The sequence below is a fragment of the Clostridium sp. HMP27 genome (assembly GCF_000765165.1).
Classification (GTDB): Bacteria; Bacillota; Clostridia; order Clostridiales; family Clostridiaceae; genus Clostridium_AK.
Genome location: NZ_JMFY01000007.1, coordinates 1 through 15,595 on the forward strand (window position 1 = coordinate 1; position 15,595 = coordinate 15,595).

The following is a 15,595-nucleotide window of genomic DNA, read 5'->3' on the forward strand; positions in this document are numbered from 1 at the left end:
ACAATAGAAGAATAATAAAAATAATGTTGAAAATTTTCAAATCAAGGTATATACTTTAGCTATGCATAGCAAAAGAAGAGTGTTTTACACTCTTCTTTTTTATAAAGTGTAGATATATAACATATATTGGGCTGTTAGATAAAATAAAAAAAATACTTGTCAACTTTAAAGAAATAGTGTATACTATAGAAGTTGTATTGTGATAACAGCGATGAGGTAAGAGGTTGCCGGACTTCCGGGTAATTCTTAACCTAGTTAGTTTTGGTCTAGAACCAGGCGACGGTTATTTTGTGATGTGTTTCGTTGTGGTGTATAATGCAACACCCGGAGCAGTTTATAGAATATATCCGCTGTTGTACGTATGAAGTAAAGCGTGCAGGAAAAAAGGAGGGAAATTAAATGGCAAAACAAAAAATTAGAATTAGACTAAAAGCATTTGATCACACAATTTTAGATCAATCAGCTCAAAAAATTGTTGAAACTGCTAAAACATCAGGAGCAAAGGTAGCAGGTCCAGTGCCACTACCAACAGAAAAAGATATTGTTACTATATTAAGAGCTCCGCATAAGTACAAAGATTCAAGAGAGCAGTTTGAAATTAGAACTCATAAGAGATTAATTGATATCCTTAGCCCATCACCAAAGACTGTTGATGCGTTAATGAGATTAGATTTACCAGCAGGCGTTGATATTGAAATAAAATTATAATTGTAATAGATTTTACTATTACGAACTATTATGACTGCGTAATAATGTGGTCCGCTAATATGTTGAGGAGGTGTAACAATTGAAAAAAGCTATAATAGGTAAAAAGCTTGGAATGACTCAGATATTTGATGAAAACAATAAGGTGGTTCCTGTAACAGTAATTGAAGCAGGTCCATGTGTAGTTACTCAGAAGAAAACTGTTGAAAAAGATGGTTACGAGGCTATACAGGTAGGATATGGCGTAATAAAAGAAAAATTAGTTAACAAGCCATTAAAGGGTCACTTCGGCAAAGCAGGTGTAGAATCTAAAAGATTATTAAAGGAATTCAAATTAGAGAATTCTAATGATTATCAAGTAGGACAGGAATTAAAGGCAGATTTATTTGTAGCAGGAGATAAAGTTGATGTATCTGGAGTTTCCAAGGGTAAGGGATTCCAAGGTACAATAAAAAGATGGAATGGTCACAGAGGACCAATGACACACGGTTCTAAATTCCATAGATCAGTAGGTTCCATGGGAGCTTCTTCAGATCCATCAAGAACTTTCAAAAACAAGAAGATGCCTGGACACATGGGAAACAGAAATACAACTGTATTAAATTTAGAAGTTGTTAAAATTATGCCAGAAAAAAATATAATTTTAATTAAGGGCGGAGTACCAGGACCAAATAAAGGTTTTGTGGTAATAAGAAATACCGTTAAAGCTTAATTTTTGTAGAAAGGAGGATGCAGAATGCCTACAGTAGGATTATTTAATAAACAAGGTCAAAAGGTTGGAGATGTTCAATTAGCAGATAATATATTTGCTGCTGAAATTAATGAGTATGCATTACATCAAGTAGTTGTAGCTCAATTAGCTAATAAAAGACAAGGAACTCAGTCTGCAAAGACAAGAGCAGAAGTTTCTGGAGGCGGAATAAAGCCTTGGAGACAAAAGGGAACTGGTAGAGCAAGACAAGGATCAACAAGATCTCCACAATGGATACACGGAGGTATTGTTTTTGCTCCAAAGCCAAGAAGCTATAGAGTTTCAATTCCAAAGTCAATGAGAAGGGTTGCTATGAAGTCAGCTTTATCTGCGAAAGTTAAAGATAATGACATGATAGTATTAGAAAATCTTGAATTAGAAGCTCCAAAGACTAAGGAAATGGTTGCTATGTTAAATGCTTTTGAAGCTAAAAAGACTTTAATTGTTACAGCTGAATCAAACGAAAATGTTTATAAATCAGCTAGAAACATTGAAGGAGTAGCAGTTATTCCAGTAAACAATTTAAATGTATATGATATTTTAAAGTATGAAAAGTTTATTATAACTAAGGATGCTGTATCTAAAGTTGAGGAGGTGTATGCATAATGAAGCTAACAAATTATGATATAATAAGAAGACCTGTTATAACTGAAAAAAGTATGGCTTCTATGGGAGAAAAGCAGTACACCTTTATCGTAGATAAGCATGCTAATAAGTGTCAAATAAAAACAGCTGTTGAAGCAGTATTTGGCGTAAAAGTAGAAGAAGTGAGAACTGCAAACATTCTTGGAAAGAACAAGAGAGTTGGAGTGCACTTTGGAAAAAGACCTGATTACAAGAAAGCTGTAGTTAAACTAGCTCAAGATAGTAAAGCTATAGAATTCTTTGAAGGAATGTAATAATAAATTAAAGCGTTAGTGGCTATAAGCCAGATAAGCTAAGAAATGGAGGTTTACAAATGGCAGTTAAAACATTTAGACCTACCACTCCAAGTAGAAGACAGATGACTATGAGCACTTTTGAAGAAATTACAACAAATGAGCCAGAAAAGTCATTATTAGTTTCTTTAAGTAAAACAGGTGGTAGAAATAATACCGGTAAGATAACTGTTCGTCATCGTGGTGGCGGTGCAAAGAGAAAATATAGATTAATAGACTTCAAGAGAAATAAGGATGGAATTCCAGCTAAGGTTTCTAGCGTGGAATATGATCCAAACAGAACAGCATTTATAGCATTAGTTGTATATGCTGATGGTGAAAAAAGATACATAGTTGCTCCACACGGATTAAAAGTAGGGGATACAGTTGTATCAGGACCAGAAGCTGATATAAAAGTAGGAAACTGCTTGCCATTAAAGAACATACCAGTAGGTACAATTGTTCATAACGTGGAATTAGCAAGAGGAAAAGGTGCTCAGCTTGTAAGAGCAGCAGGAAGTTCCGCACAGTTAATGGCTAAAGAAGGAGACTATGCAACTTTAAGACTTCCAAGTGGAGAAATGAGATACGTTAGAGTAGAATGTAGAGCTACTATAGGAACAGTATCAAATTTAACTAATGATATAATTAACATTGGTAAAGCTGGAAGAACAAGACACAAGGGTTTCAGACCTACAGTTAGAGGTTCTGTAATGAATCCTAATGACCATCCACACGGTGGTGGAGAAGGTAGAACACCAGTTGGACGCCCAGGTCCTCTTACTCCATGGGGTAAACCAGCACTTGGATACAAAACTAGAAAACATAAAAAGTATTCAGATAGACTTATCGTTAAGAGAAGAACTAAATAATTTGAAGAGAATATTTTTATTCTCTTCAAAGATTATTATAACGGTTATATGAAGGGAGGCCATAAATTTGAGTAGATCTGTTAAAAAAGGACCTTTTATACATGAGGGACTTTTAATGAAAATAAATGAAATGAACAAAAATGGAGAAAAGAAAGTTGTAAAGACTTGGTCTAGAAGTTCAACTATTTTCCCACAGATGATTGGTCATACTATAGCAGTGCATGATGGAAGAAAACATGTTCCTGTATATGTTACTGAAGATATGGTAGGACATAAATTAGGAGAATTTGCTCTAACAAGAACTTATAAAGGTCATGTAGATAAGACAGCTAAATCAAGTTCTGTTAGATAATGCGGGAAGGAGGTAATAATAAATGGAAGCTAAAGCAATAGCTAAATATGTAAGAATGTCCCCAATGAAAGTGGGTATAGTTCTTGATTTAATAAGAAATAAGAATGTAAATGAGGCCTTTGCTATATTAAAATATACTCCTAAAAGAGCAGCTGTAGTTGTAGAAAAAGTTTTAAAATCAGCTGTAGCAAATGCAGAAAATAATTTAAACTTAGATATAAATACATTATATGTAGCGGAAGCTTACGCTTGTCAGGGACCTGTATTAAAGAGATTTCAACCTCATGCACAAGGTAGAGCTTTTAGAATACTTAAGAGAACTAGTCATATAACATTAGTTGTTAAAGAAAGAGCTTAAAAGAAGGAGGGAAACAGATGGGTCAGAAAGTACATCCACACGGCTTAAGAGTTGGAGTAATTAAAGATTGGGATGCTAAATGGTATTCTGATAAAAAGAATTTTGCAGATAACTTAGTAGAAGACAATAATATAAGAGAATTCGTAAAGAAAAAATCTTATGCTGCTGGAATCTCAAAAATAGAAATAGAAAGAGCTGCAAAAAGAGTTAAGTTAAACATCTATACTGCTAAACCAGGAATGATAATTGGTAAGGGTGGTCAAGGAATAGATGCTTTAAGAAACGAACTTAAGAAGTTTGTAAAAGATGATAAAAATATATTAATAAATATAGTAGAAGTTAAGAATGCAGAAACAAATGCACAATTAATGGCTGAAAATGTTGCTCAACAGTTAGAAAAGAGAATTTCTTTCAGAAGAGCAATGAAGCAAACTATACAAAGAGCGATGAAATCAGGAGTTAAAGGTGTTAAGACTGCTTGCTCAGGAAGACTTGGAGGAGCAGATATAGCTAGAACTGAACAGTATCATGAAGGCACAATTCCACTTCAGACATTAAGAGCTGATATCGATTATGGATTTGCTGAAGCAGATACTACATTTGGTAAAATAGGAATAAAAGTTTGGGTATATAGAGGTGAAGTTCTTCCAGTTAAAAAAGAAAAAAAGGAAGAAGTTAATGCATAGGGAAGGAGGAATATGACATGTTAATGCCTAAAAGAGTTAAACATCGTAAAGTACAACGCGGCAGAATGAAGGGTAAGGCTACAAGAGGAAACTTTATAGCATATGGTGATTACGGTTTACAAGCTACTGAATGTGGTTGGATTACTAGCAATCAGATAGAATCAGCCAGAATAGCTATAAATAGATATATAAAAAGAGGAGGAAAACTTTGGATAAAGATTTTCCCAGATAAACCAGTTACTGAAAAGCCAGCTGAAACACGTATGGGTTCCGGTAAAGGTTCACCAGAGTACTGGGTAGCAGTTATAAAACCAGGTAGAGTTTTATTTGAGTTAACAGGTGTAGATGAAAAGGTTGCTAGAGAAGCTATGAGACTTGCATCACACAAACTACCTGTATCAACTAAATTTGTAAAAAGATCAGACTTTGAGGAAATGGGTGGTGAAATCAATGAAGGCTAAAGAATTACAAGAATTAAGACAAAACAACCCACAAGATTTAGAGGGTAAATTAAATGACCTTAAGGGCGAATTATTTAACCTAAGATTTCAATTAGCTACTGGCCAATTAGAAAACCCAATGAGAATAAGAGAAGTTAAAAAATCTATAGCCCAGATTAAAACCATCCTTAGAGAAGCAGAACTAAGGACTATTGAGCAGTAATTGAGAGGAGGTTCATCCTGTGGAAAGAAAATTAAGAAAGACAAGATTAGGTAGAGTTGTTTCTGATAAAATGGATAAGACAATTGTTGTTGCAGTTGAAACAAAAGTTCGTCACCCACTATACGGAAAAACAATTAATAGAACAACTAAATTCAAAGCTCATGATGAAAATAATGAAGCAAAGATGAATGATAGAGTATTAATAATGGAAACTAGACCATTATCTAAAGATAAAAGATGGAGACTTGTAGAAATAGTAGAAAAAGCTAAATAATAGTTACAAAGGCTGAAAGGAGGGTATTTGAATGATTCAGCAGCAAACTATACTAAAAGTTGCAGATAACTCTGGCGCTAAAGAAATAATGTGTATTAGAGTATTAGGTGGATCAAAAAGAAAATGGGGTAACATAGGCGATATAATCGTTGCTAGTGTTAAAAGTGCAACACCAGGCGGTGTTGTTAAAAAAGGTGAAGTAGTTAAAGCCGTTATAGTAAGATCTGTTAAAGGATTAAGAAGAGCAGACGGATCATACATAAGATTTGATGAAAATGCGGCTGTTATAATAAAAGATGATAAACAGCCAAAGGGTACTCGTATCTTTGGACCTGTAGCTAGAGAGATAAGAGACAAAGAATTCACAAAAATTTTATCCTTAGCACCAGAAGTTCTATAGGATAGGGAGGTGACTTGAATGCAGAATAAAATACATGTTAGAAAACAGGATACTGTAATGGTTATATCTGGTAAAGATAAAGGCAAAATAGGTGAAGTTGTAAGTGTATTACCTAAGACTAACAAAGTATTAGTTAAGGGTGTTAATTTAATTACAAAACACCAAAAACCAAGCAAAGAGAATATGCAGGGTGGAATAGTTCATAAAGAAGCACCTATATATAGTTCCAAAGTTATGTTATACTGCACAAAGTGCAAATCAGTAACAAGAATAAGTCATAAGTTATTAGATGACGGAACTAAGGTAAGAGTTTGTAAAAAGTGTGGAGAAACATTCTAATCTTGAAAGGAGGTTTACTTAATGAATCCAAGATTACAAGAAAAGTATGAAAAAGAAGTTGTACCAGCTTTAATGGAAAAGTTCGGATATAAAAATATAATGGAAGTTCCAAAGCTTGATAAAATAGTTATTAACATGGGTATTGGAGAAGCTAAGGATAATCAGAAGGTATTAGAATCAGCTGTTAGCGATTTAACTATAATAGCAGGTCAAAAGCCAATATTAACAAGAGCTAAAAAATCTATTGCTAACTTCAAAATCAGAGAGAACATGGCAATAGGCTGTAAGGTAACATTAAGAAAGAACACAATGTATGAATTTGCAGATAAGTTAATGAATGTAGCTCTTCCAAGAGTTAGAGACTTTAGAGGAATCTCTGATAAGTCTTTTGATGGTAGAGGAAATTATTCATTAGGACTTAAAGAACAATTAATATTCCCAGAAATTGAATATGATAAAATTGATAAAGTTAGAGGAATGGATATAACATTTGTAACTACTGCAAAGACTGACGAGGAAGCTAGAGAATTATTAAGATTCCTTGGAATGCCATTTGCTCAGTAATTAAGGAGGGAAAACTGTGGCACGTAAAGCTTTGATAGAAAAATGGAAAAAAGAACCTAAGTATTCCACTAGAGCTTATACAAGATGTAGAATATGTGGTAGACCACACGCTGTGCTAAGAAAGTTTGGTATATGCCGTATTTGCTTTAGAGAACTTGCATATAAAGGACAGATACCAGGATGCAAGAAAGCTAGCTGGTAATATAGAATAGGAAAGGAGGCACATTAAATGGTAATGACTGACCCAATTGCTGATTTATTAACTCGTATAAGAAACGCAAATATAGTTAAACATGAAACTGTAGAAATACCTTCTTCAACTATAAAGAAGGCTATTGCAAACATAATGTTACAAGAAGGATATATAAAGAACGTTGAGGAATATACTGACGGATCAGTTCCAATGTTAAAAGTAACAATGAAATATGGTCAGAACAAAGAGAAGACTATTACTGGTTTAAAGAGAATATCAAAACCAGGATTAAGAGTATATTGCAGAAAAGAAGAGATTCCTAGAGTGTTGAATGGATTAGGAGTAGCTATCGTATCAACTTCAAAAGGAATAGTTACAGATAGAGAAGCAAGAAAATTAGCTGTAGGCGGAGAAGTTCTTTGCTACATATGGTAATTAGGAAACAGGAGGTGTAATTATGTCAAGAATTGGTAGACTTCCAATAGCTATACCTAATGGTGTAACTTTCGCAGTAACACCAGACAACGTTGTTACTGTTAAAGGACCAAAGGGTGAACTTGTTAAAGCTATGAACACTGCTATTAATATAGCTGTTGAAGATAATTCTGTTGTAGTAACAAGAAATAATGATCAAAAACAAAACAGAGCTCTTCATGGATTAACAAGAGCTTTAATCAATAATATGATTATTGGAGTAACTGAAGGATACAAAAAGACTTTAGAATTAGTTGGTGTAGGTTATAGAGCTCAAGTGCAGGGAAATAAATTAGTAATGAGCTTAGGATTCTCACATCCAGTTGAAATAGAACCAGTAGAAGGTGTTCAATTCCAAGTTGAAGGAAATAACAAGGTAGTAGTTAGCGGTATAGATAAACAAAAGGTAGGAAACGTTGCTGCTGATATAAGAAGTTGGAGAAAACCTGAACCTTACAAAGGAAAAGGTATCAAGTATGATAACGAAGTTATTAGACGTAAGGAAGGTAAGACTGGTAAGAAATAATAAGAAAGGAGTGAGTTTCAATGATTAATAAGCAAGATAGACAAGAATCAAGAGTGAGACGTCACATAAGAGTTCGTAAAAAAGTTTTTGGAACTCCTGAAATGCCAAGACTTGCAGTATATAGAAGCGAAAAGAACATATATGCTCAGATAGTTGATGACATAAATGGAGTAACTTTAGTTTCAGCTTCCAGTTTAGAAAAAGAATTCAGTGCAGTTGGAAGCAATAAAGAAGGAGCTAAATTAGTAGGCCAGTCTGTAGCTAAAAAAGCTATAGAAAAAGGAATTACTAAAGTAGTGTTTGATAGAGGCGGATACATTTATCACGGAAGAGTGCAACAACTTGCCGAAGGTGCAAGAGAAGCAGGTTTACAATTCTAATAAAGGAGGGAAATAAATGAGAATAGATCCTAGCACTTTAAACTTGAAGGAAAAAGTAGTTTTTATTAATAGAGTTGCTAAGGTTGTTAAAGGTGGTAGAAACTTTAGATTTAGCGCCCTCGTTGTAGTAGGAGACGAAAATGGTCATGTAGGCGTAGGTATGGGAAAATCTATAGAAATACCTGAAGCAATTAGAAAAGGCATAGAAGACGCAAAGAAGAATTTAGTGGAAGTTGCAATGGTAGGAACTACAGTTCCACATAATATAGAAGGTAAATTCGGTACTGGAAGAGTACTTATAATGAAATCTAAAGAAGGTACAGGAGTTATAGCTGGGGGTCCAGTTAGAGCGGTACTTGAACTAGCAGGATTAAAAGATGTTAGAGCAAAATCTTTAGGTTCCAATAACCCAAGAAACATGGTTAATGCAACTATCGACGGTTTATCAAAAGTAAGAACAGCTGAGCAAATAGCTAAGCTAAGAGGAAAAACCGTTGAAGAGATCTTAGGTTAGGAGGGAATAGCCTTGGCTAAACTTAAAATTACTTTAAAAAGAAGTACAATTGGTAGAAGAAAAGATCAGATAGCTACAGTTACCGCTCTTGGATTAAAGAAAATCGGTAAAACTGTTGAACATGATGACACTCCTCAAATCAGAGGAATGATAAATAAGGTAAGCTACCTTTTAGATGTAGAAGAAGTACAGTAAAAGAGGAGGTGTAACTATAATGAAACTTCACGAATTAAGACCAGCAGAAGGTTCTAGAAAAGCTCCTAAAAGAGTCGGAAGAGGTACAGGTTCAGGCCTTGGAAGAAATGCAGGTAAGGGAGAAAAGGGACAGAATGCTAGATCAGGCGGTGGCGTAAGACCAGGATTTGAAGGTGGCCAGATGCCTTTATATAGAAGATTACCTAAAAGAGGATTTACGAACATATTTGCTAAAGAATATGCTACTATAAATGTAGATAGATTAAACATATTTGAAGATGGAACAGAAGTAACTCCAGAAGTATTAATGGAAAACGGAGTAATAAGTAAAGTATACGACGGAGTTAAAATTCTTGGAAATGGCGAACTAACTAAAAAGTTAACTGTAAAAGCTACAAAGTTCTCCAAGGCAGCAGCTGAAAAGATTGAGACAGCTGGAGGAAAAGTTGAGGTGATATAATGTTATCAACCCTACGTAATGCCTGGAAAGTTCCAGATCTAAAAAAGAGACTAATATTTACATTCTTTATGTTAGCTCTTTTTAGAATGGGTAATTTTATCCTTGTTCCTGGAATAGATCGAACTAAGTTACAAGCTCTTTCACAGGGTGGAAACTTGTTTGCTTTTTATGACTTGATATCTGGTGGTGCTTTCAGTAATTTTAGTATATTTGCAATGGGTGTAGGGCCGTATATTAACTCATCCATTATATTTCAACTGTTAACTATTGCTTTACCTTCTTTAGAACAACTTTCTAAAGAAGGAGAAGATGGCAGAAAGAAGATTCAGCAATATACTCGTTATGGAGCTATATTCTTTGCCATAGTTCAGGCATTTAGTACGTATGCTATAATTTCAAGAGCTGGGGCACTACAAGATGCATCAAGGCTAAACATGTTCTTGATTATTCTTACTTTAACGACAGCATCCACATTTTTAATGTGGTTTGGAGATAAGATTACTGTAAAAGGTGTAGGTAATGGTATATCACTCTTAATATTTGTCAATATTATATCTGGGATTCCAAAAACTATATATCAAGTTGCTGCATTACAAAAGGTAGAAGAAGTAAACTTTATACAAGTGATAATGTTCGCTGTTCTAGCAGTAGCTTTATTTATAGTAGTAGTTATCATGAGTTTAGCAGAGAGAAGAATTCCTGTTCAATATGCAGGTAAGACTGTAGGCGGTAGGGTATATAAAGGACAATCAACTCATATTCCTATTAATGTTAACTCATCAGGAGTTATAGGAATTATATTTGCTATGTCAGTTATGCAGTTTCCTGCCACTATAGGAGCTATTTGGCCAGAATCTAAGTTTTATACTTTTGTTACAGGAAGTAAATTTAGTTTATTCAAAGAAGGAAGCTTGCAGTATATGGTTATATATTTCATCCTTGTAGTATTTTTTACATGGTTTTATACTCAGGTTACTTTCAAGCCAGATGAAATGGCTGAAAACATGCATAAATCATCAGGATTCGTTCCAGGAATAAGACCTGGAGATTCAACTGCTAACTATATAGATAAGATATTAACAAGAATATCTATACTAGGAGGTATTTTTGTTGCTATGATAGCTATTCTTCCTATAATTATAGCAAATGGTACTCCGTTTAAAGGAGTTTACTTTGGTGGTACAGGACTATTAATAATGGTCAGTGTAGCGCTTGAAGCTGTAAGACAAATAGAATCACAGTTGGTTATGAGACATTACCAAGGATTCTTAAAGTAATATATAATTGGAGATGGTTTAGTTGAATATAATTTTATTAGGTCCTCCAGGAGCTGGAAAAGGGACTCAGGCTAAATTAATAAGTGAAAAGTATTCCATACCACATATATCTACAGGAGATATTTTTAGAAAGAATATTTCTGAAAAAACGCCCCTAGGAGTAAAGGCAAAAGGCTACATGGATAAGGGTCAGTTAGTTCCTGATGAGTTAACTATAGATCTAGTTAAAGACAGATTACAACAAGATGATTGTAAGAATGGATTTCTTCTAGATGGATTCCCAAGAACAGTTGCGCAAGCAGAAGCATTAGATGGATTTTTACATGAAGATAATCAAAGCATAAATTCGTCACTTTTAATAGATGTTCCTCAGGAGTATATACTTGAGAGAATGACTGGAAGAAGAGTTTGTAATTCATGTGGAGCAAGTTATCATGTAAAATTCAATCCTTCAAAGGTTGAAGGAAAGTGTGATGTTTGTGGAAGTGAGTTAATTCAAAGAAAAGATGATTCAGAGGAAACAGTTAGAGAAAGACTTGACGTTTATTCAAAGCAGACGCAACCTTTAATTCAGTACTATAGTGATAAAGAAGTGTTATCCACTATAGATGGTACAAGAGAAATAAAAGAAGTATTTGAGAATATTTCTGATATTTTGGGGAGCGAAAAATAAATGATATTAATTAAAAATGATATGGAAATTGAATATATGAGGCAAGCAGGTAAAGTTGTGGGTGACACTCTAGCAAAACTTCAAGAGGTTATAAAGCCTGGTATAACTACTGCAGACTTGGATAAAATAGCTGAGGAATTTATTGCAAAAAGGGATGCTAAGCCATCTTTTAAAGGGTATCATGGATTCCCAGCTTCCATATGTACATCAGTAAATAGTGAAGTAGTACATGGAATTCCTTCTAAAGATAGGGTGCTTCAAGAGGGAGATATAATAAGCATAGATTGCGGAGCTATACTTAATGGGTACCATGGTGATGCGGCAAGAACATTTGCTGTAGGAAATATATCCAAGGAAGCAGAGCAACTAATTAATGTAACTAGAGAAGGTTTTTTCAAAGGCATAGAAAAGGCTATAGTAGGTAATAGACTAACAGATATTTCACACTCAATTCAAATGCATGTGGAAAGTTTTGGGTATTCTATTGTTCGAGACTATGTTGGTCATGGTATAGGAAGAGATATGCATGAAGCTCCTGAAGTTCCTAACTTCGGTAGACCTGGAAGAGGACCAAAATTGACTAAGGGTATGGTGCTAGCCATAGAGCCGATGGTAAATATAGGCGCATATCAAGTTTTTGTAGAAGATAATGAATGGACAGTATTAACAAGTGATAATAGCTTATCTGCTCATTATGAAAATACAGTAGCTATCTTAGAAAATGGACCGGAAATATTAACACTAGGTCAGTAGAGGTGAATAATTTGGAACAAAACGACCACATTGGCAAGGTAGTGTATTCTAAAGCTGGAAGAGATAAGGATAGGCTTTTTGTGATTGTTGCAAAGCTAAATGAAGAGTATGTATATATTTCAGATGGAAGCTTAAGACTAATAGAAAATCCTAAAAAGAAAAAAATAAAACACTTATCTTTTACCAACATATTATCAGAAGAAATAAGAGAATTAATACTATCAGGAAATACAATTAATAATTCATTAATTAGAAAGTTTTTGCAGTCTCACGACATGAATAAGGAGGTTTGAGACCTTATGTCAAAGGAAGATGTAATTGAAATGCAGGGTACTGTATTAGAAGCTTTACCTAATGCAATGTTTGAAGTAGAACTAGAAAGTGGTCATAAGATATTAGCACATATTTCTGGAAAGCTAAGAATGAATTTTATTAAAATTTTACCAGGTGATAAAGTAACTGTTGAGTTATCTCCATACGATTTGACACGTGGAAGAATAACCTGGAGAGCAAAGTAATAAGGAGGGTTAGCTATGAAAGTAAGACCATCTGTTAAACCTATATGCGAAAAATGTAAAGTTATTAAAAGAAAAGGCAGAGTTATGGTTATCTGTGAAAACCCAAAACATAAGCAAAAACAGGGTTAGTTAAAGTCAATAATGTTTTAGGTGCGGCTGACGTTAGAAGCTCGTCTTTCTAATGGCCTAAACTTTAGATATAAATAAATTCATATTACTCATAAAGAAGATATTCAGGAGGTGTAAATTTTAATGGCAAGAATAGCAGGTATTGACCTACCAAAGGAAAAAAGAATAGAAATAGGCATAACCTACATTTATGGAATTGGATTACCAACAGCTCATAAAATTCTTAAAGAAACAGGAATAAATCCAGACACAAGAGTTAGAGATTTAACTGAAGAAGAAGTAAACTCATTAAGAGACTATATAAATAAGAATTTAATAGTTGAGGGTGATTTGAGAAGAGATATCGCTCTTGATATAAAGAGATTAATGGAAATAGGATCTTACAGAGGAATAAGACACAGAAAAGGTCTTCCAGTAAGAGGTCAGAAAACTAAGACCAATGCTAGAACTAGAAAAGGTCCTAAGAAAATGGTTGCGAGCAAAAAGAAGAAATAAGATCTAATAATAAATAAGGAGGGATAAAGATGGCAGCTGGATCAAAGGTTAAAAAGACAAGAAGAAGAAAAGAAAGAAAAAATGTTGAACATGGTTGTGCTCATATACAATCAACTTTCAACAATTCTATAGTTACTATAACTGATGCCGTTGGAAATGCATTATCTTGGTCAAGTGCAGGAGGACTAGGATTTAGAGGCTCAAGAAAGAGTACTCCATTTGCAGCTCAGATGGCAGCAGAAACTGCAGCAAAGGCAGCTATGGAACACGGTTTAAAGAGTGTAGAAGTTTTAGTTAAAGGACCAGGAGCAGGTAGGGAAGCGGCTATAAGATCACTACAGGCAGCTGGACTTGAAGTAACTTTAATTAAGGATGTTACTCCAATACCACATAATGGTTGTAGACCACCAAAGAGAAGAAGAGTCTAATATTATAGTAATAGGAGGTGTAATTTTAAATGGCAAGATATACTGGAGCAGTTTGCAGACTTTGCAGAAGAGAAGGATTAAAGCTATTCCTTAAAGGAGATAGATGTTATACAGATAAATGTGCGATCGCAAGAAGAGGATACGCACCTGGACAACATGGACAGAGTAGAAAGAAGATCTCTAACTATGGATTACAGTTAAGAGAAAAGCAGAAAGCTAAGAGAATATACGGGTTATTAGAAAAACAGTTCAGAATGAATTATGATAGAGCTGAAAGAGTAAAAGGCATAACAGGCGAAACTCTATTAAAGCTTCTTGAAATGAGACTTGATAATGTAGTTTATAGATTAGGTTACGGAAGTTCAAGAAAAGAAGCAAGACAGTTAGTAACTCATGGACATTTCTTAGTAAATGGAAAGAAAGTAGATATACCTTCTTACCAAGTAGCTGTAAATGATGTTATAGCTGTATGTGAAAAGAGTAGAGCTAGTGAAACTTTCAAAGTATTTGCTGAAAATCCAAAAACTTTACCAAACTGGTTATCTGGAAATCCAGAAAACTTTGAAGGTAAAGTAATAAGTGAACCAGCAAGAGTTGATATAGATGTACCTGTAAACGAAACATTAATAGTAGAGTTATACAGCAAATAATAATTAGCTTAATTAAAAGAATCAGTTGCCCTCAACGTCAATTTATATAAATAAAAAGGAGGGTTCTAAATGTTAGAAATAGAAAAGCCTAAAATAGAATGTGTAGAAATGGCTGAGGATGGTTCATATGGCAAGTTTGTTATAGAGCCACTAGAAAGAGGCTATGGAACAACCCTAGGAAATGCTTTAAGAAGAATATTACTTTCTTCATTACCTGGAGCAGCTGTTAATCACATAAAAATTGAAAATGTCCTTCATGAGTTTTCCACTGTTAAGGGAGTAAAAGAGGATGTAGCTGAGTTAATACTAAACATAAAGATGTTAGCTTTAAAAATGAATGGTGATGGACCTAGAACTATATATATAGATGCACAAGGACCAGGCGAAGTTACAGCAGGAGATATTAAAGCAGATGGTGATATAGAAATAATCAATAAGGATTTACATATAGCTACCCTTGATGATGAAGCAAGACTTTACATTGAGCTAATAGTAAATAGAGGTAGAGGATATGTCACTCAAAGCAAGAATAAGGCAGAAGGTATGCCTATAGGAACTATTCCTGTGGATTCAATTTATACTCCGATAAAGAGGGTCAACTTTACTGTTGAAAATACAAGAGTAGGCCAAATAACTGACTATGATAAGTTAACACTTGAATTATGGACTAATGGAACGATTATGCCAGATGAAGCTGTAAGCTTATCATCTAAAATATTAATTGAGCACTTTAAATTATTTATGACTTTAACAGATCACGCAAACAACGTAGAAATAATGGTAGAAAAAGAAGAAGATAAAAAAGAAAAAGTTTTAGAAATGACTATTGAAGAATTAGATTTATCTGTTAGAAGTTATAATTGCTTAAAGAGAGCAGGAATTAATACAGTTCAAGAATTAACAGAAAAAACTATGGATGATATGATGAAAGTTAGAAATCTAGGTAAGAAATCCCTAGAAGAAGTAGAACAAAAGCTTGAAGCTTTAGGCTTAGGTTTGAAACAAAGTGAGGAATAATTCACATATAGAATTTGCGTAAAAGGTAAGGA

The 15,595-nt window shown here is 34.1% G+C and carries 31 protein-coding genes; all 31 read left to right on the forward strand.

Annotation, left to right across the window (positions count from 1 at the left end):
* The first annotated feature begins 399 nt into the window (after window positions 1–399).
* The 31 genes from rpsJ to DP68_RS04055 all read left to right on the forward strand — a co-directional run bounded on the left by rpsJ (window position 400) and on the right by DP68_RS04055 (window position 15,563).
* Entirely contained in the window at window positions 400–708 is a 309-nt protein-coding gene (gene rpsJ, locus DP68_RS03905; protein WP_035306413.1) for a 30S ribosomal protein S10, read from the forward strand.
* Window positions 709–787: 79 nt separating this feature from the next.
* Window positions 788–1,417: a 50S ribosomal protein L3 gene (gene rplC, locus DP68_RS03910; RefSeq protein WP_035306415.1), complete on the forward strand. Its 630-nt coding sequence runs from the start codon at window positions 788–790 to the stop codon at window positions 1,415–1,417.
* Window positions 1,418–1,441: 24 nt separating this feature from the next.
* Complete coding sequence (rplD, locus tag DP68_RS03915) at window positions 1,442–2,062, forward strand: 50S ribosomal protein L4 (RefSeq protein WP_035306418.1); 621 nt, start codon at window positions 1,442–1,444, stop codon at window positions 2,060–2,062.
* Window positions 2,062–2,355: a 50S ribosomal protein L23 gene (gene rplW, locus DP68_RS03920; protein ID WP_035306421.1), complete on the forward strand. Its 294-nt coding sequence runs from the start codon at window positions 2,062–2,064 to the stop codon at window positions 2,353–2,355. Before rplD ends, rplW begins: the two co-directional genes overlap by 1 nt.
* Window positions 2,356–2,414: 59 nt before the next feature.
* The gene (rplB, locus tag DP68_RS03925; protein WP_035306424.1) at window positions 2,415–3,245 is read left to right on the forward strand and encodes a 50S ribosomal protein L2; all 831 of its coding nucleotides are present in this window, start codon (window positions 2,415–2,417) and stop codon (window positions 3,243–3,245) included.
* A gap of 67 nt (window positions 3,246–3,312) precedes the next feature.
* On the forward strand, window positions 3,313–3,597 hold the full coding sequence (gene rpsS, locus DP68_RS03930) for a 30S ribosomal protein S19 (RefSeq protein ID WP_035306427.1): 285 nt from the start codon (window positions 3,313–3,315) through the stop codon (window positions 3,595–3,597).
* A gap of 22 nt (window positions 3,598–3,619) precedes the next feature.
* The gene (gene rplV / locus DP68_RS03935) at window positions 3,620–3,955 is read left to right on the forward strand and encodes a 50S ribosomal protein L22 (protein WP_035306430.1); all 336 of its coding nucleotides are present in this window, start codon (window positions 3,620–3,622) and stop codon (window positions 3,953–3,955) included.
* A gap of 17 nt (window positions 3,956–3,972) precedes the next feature.
* The gene (gene rpsC / locus DP68_RS03940; protein WP_035306432.1) at window positions 3,973–4,641 is read left to right on the forward strand and encodes a 30S ribosomal protein S3; all 669 of its coding nucleotides are present in this window, start codon (window positions 3,973–3,975) and stop codon (window positions 4,639–4,641) included.
* A 17-nt stretch (window positions 4,642–4,658) separates the two neighbouring features.
* On the forward strand, window positions 4,659–5,102 hold the full coding sequence (gene rplP / locus DP68_RS03945; protein WP_035306435.1) for a 50S ribosomal protein L16: 444 nt from the start codon (window positions 4,659–4,661) through the stop codon (window positions 5,100–5,102).
* On the forward strand, window positions 5,092–5,304 hold the full coding sequence (rpmC, locus tag DP68_RS03950) for a 50S ribosomal protein L29 (RefSeq protein ID WP_035306437.1): 213 nt from the start codon (window positions 5,092–5,094) through the stop codon (window positions 5,302–5,304). Before rplP ends, rpmC begins: the two co-directional genes overlap by 11 nt.
* Before the next feature lie 19 nt (window positions 5,305–5,323).
* Window positions 5,324–5,578 (forward strand): 30S ribosomal protein S17, encoded by a 255-nt coding sequence (gene rpsQ, locus DP68_RS03955; RefSeq protein ID WP_035306440.1) that lies wholly within the window; start codon window positions 5,324–5,326, stop codon window positions 5,576–5,578.
* A 31-nt stretch (window positions 5,579–5,609) separates the two neighbouring features.
* Window positions 5,610–5,978, forward strand: coding sequence for a 50S ribosomal protein L14 (gene rplN, locus DP68_RS03960; RefSeq protein ID WP_035306444.1), 369 nt, complete (start codon window positions 5,610–5,612; stop codon window positions 5,976–5,978).
* Window positions 5,979–5,996: 18 nt separating this feature from the next.
* The gene (gene rplX, locus DP68_RS03965; protein WP_035306447.1) at window positions 5,997–6,317 is read left to right on the forward strand and encodes a 50S ribosomal protein L24; all 321 of its coding nucleotides are present in this window, start codon (window positions 5,997–5,999) and stop codon (window positions 6,315–6,317) included.
* A gap of 21 nt (window positions 6,318–6,338) precedes the next feature.
* Window positions 6,339–6,881 carry a 50S ribosomal protein L5 gene (gene rplE / locus DP68_RS03970; RefSeq protein ID WP_035306451.1) on the forward strand — a complete coding sequence of 181 codons (543 nt, stop codon included), beginning with the start codon at window positions 6,339–6,341 and terminating at the stop codon, window positions 6,879–6,881.
* Window positions 6,882–6,897: 16 nt separating this feature from the next.
* Window positions 6,898–7,083 carry a type Z 30S ribosomal protein S14 gene (locus tag DP68_RS03975; RefSeq protein ID WP_035306453.1) on the forward strand — a complete coding sequence of 62 codons (186 nt, stop codon included), beginning with the start codon at window positions 6,898–6,900 and terminating at the stop codon, window positions 7,081–7,083.
* 27 nt (window positions 7,084–7,110) lie between these two features.
* Window positions 7,111–7,509: a 30S ribosomal protein S8 gene (gene rpsH, locus DP68_RS03980; protein ID WP_035306457.1), complete on the forward strand. Its 399-nt coding sequence runs from the start codon at window positions 7,111–7,113 to the stop codon at window positions 7,507–7,509.
* A 22-nt stretch (window positions 7,510–7,531) separates the two neighbouring features.
* Window positions 7,532–8,074 carry a 50S ribosomal protein L6 gene (gene rplF / locus DP68_RS03985; protein WP_035306459.1) on the forward strand — a complete coding sequence of 181 codons (543 nt, stop codon included), beginning with the start codon at window positions 7,532–7,534 and terminating at the stop codon, window positions 8,072–8,074.
* 20 nt (window positions 8,075–8,094) lie between these two features.
* Window positions 8,095–8,454: a 50S ribosomal protein L18 gene (rplR, locus tag DP68_RS03990; protein WP_035306462.1), complete on the forward strand. Its 360-nt coding sequence runs from the start codon at window positions 8,095–8,097 to the stop codon at window positions 8,452–8,454.
* A gap of 16 nt (window positions 8,455–8,470) precedes the next feature.
* Window positions 8,471–8,968, forward strand: coding sequence for a 30S ribosomal protein S5 (gene rpsE / locus DP68_RS03995; RefSeq protein WP_035306466.1), 498 nt, complete (start codon window positions 8,471–8,473; stop codon window positions 8,966–8,968).
* A 12-nt stretch (window positions 8,969–8,980) separates the two neighbouring features.
* Window positions 8,981–9,163 (forward strand): 50S ribosomal protein L30, encoded by a 183-nt coding sequence (gene rpmD / locus DP68_RS04000; protein WP_035306470.1) that lies wholly within the window; start codon window positions 8,981–8,983, stop codon window positions 9,161–9,163.
* Window positions 9,164–9,182: 19 nt separating this feature from the next.
* A complete protein-coding gene (rplO, locus tag DP68_RS04005; RefSeq protein ID WP_035306474.1) occupies window positions 9,183–9,623 on the forward strand; it encodes a 50S ribosomal protein L15 in 441 nt (146 codons plus the stop codon).
* Complete coding sequence (gene secY, locus DP68_RS04010; protein WP_035306477.1) at window positions 9,623–10,900, forward strand: preprotein translocase subunit SecY; 1,278 nt, start codon at window positions 9,623–9,625, stop codon at window positions 10,898–10,900. The genes rplO and secY overlap by 1 nt, the downstream gene beginning before the upstream one ends.
* A gap of 22 nt (window positions 10,901–10,922) precedes the next feature.
* Window positions 10,923–11,573: an adenylate kinase gene (locus DP68_RS04015; protein WP_035306480.1), complete on the forward strand. Its 651-nt coding sequence runs from the start codon at window positions 10,923–10,925 to the stop codon at window positions 11,571–11,573.
* A complete protein-coding gene (gene map, locus DP68_RS04020; RefSeq protein ID WP_035306484.1) occupies window positions 11,574–12,326 on the forward strand; it encodes a type I methionyl aminopeptidase in 753 nt (250 codons plus the stop codon).
* An 11-nt stretch (window positions 12,327–12,337) separates the two neighbouring features.
* Window positions 12,338–12,619 (forward strand): KOW domain-containing RNA-binding protein, encoded by a 282-nt coding sequence (locus DP68_RS04025; protein WP_035306487.1) that lies wholly within the window; start codon window positions 12,338–12,340, stop codon window positions 12,617–12,619.
* A gap of 6 nt (window positions 12,620–12,625) precedes the next feature.
* A complete protein-coding gene (gene infA, locus DP68_RS04030) occupies window positions 12,626–12,844 on the forward strand; it encodes a translation initiation factor IF-1 (protein ID WP_035306489.1) in 219 nt (72 codons plus the stop codon).
* Between the two features lie 15 nt (window positions 12,845–12,859).
* Entirely contained in the window at window positions 12,860–12,973 is a 114-nt protein-coding gene (gene rpmJ, locus DP68_RS04035; RefSeq protein WP_003373491.1) for a 50S ribosomal protein L36, read from the forward strand.
* 123 nt (window positions 12,974–13,096) lie between these two features.
* Entirely contained in the window at window positions 13,097–13,468 is a 372-nt protein-coding gene (rpsM, locus tag DP68_RS04040) for a 30S ribosomal protein S13 (protein WP_035306492.1), read from the forward strand.
* A gap of 29 nt (window positions 13,469–13,497) precedes the next feature.
* Complete coding sequence (gene rpsK / locus DP68_RS04045) at window positions 13,498–13,896, forward strand: 30S ribosomal protein S11 (RefSeq protein ID WP_035306494.1); 399 nt, start codon at window positions 13,498–13,500, stop codon at window positions 13,894–13,896.
* A gap of 29 nt (window positions 13,897–13,925) precedes the next feature.
* The gene (rpsD, locus tag DP68_RS04050) at window positions 13,926–14,546 is read left to right on the forward strand and encodes a 30S ribosomal protein S4 (protein ID WP_035306498.1); all 621 of its coding nucleotides are present in this window, start codon (window positions 13,926–13,928) and stop codon (window positions 14,544–14,546) included.
* 69 nt (window positions 14,547–14,615) lie between these two features.
* Complete coding sequence (locus DP68_RS04055) at window positions 14,616–15,563, forward strand: DNA-directed RNA polymerase subunit alpha (RefSeq protein ID WP_035306501.1); 948 nt, start codon at window positions 14,616–14,618, stop codon at window positions 15,561–15,563.
* Window positions 15,564–15,595 lie beyond the last annotated feature (32 nt).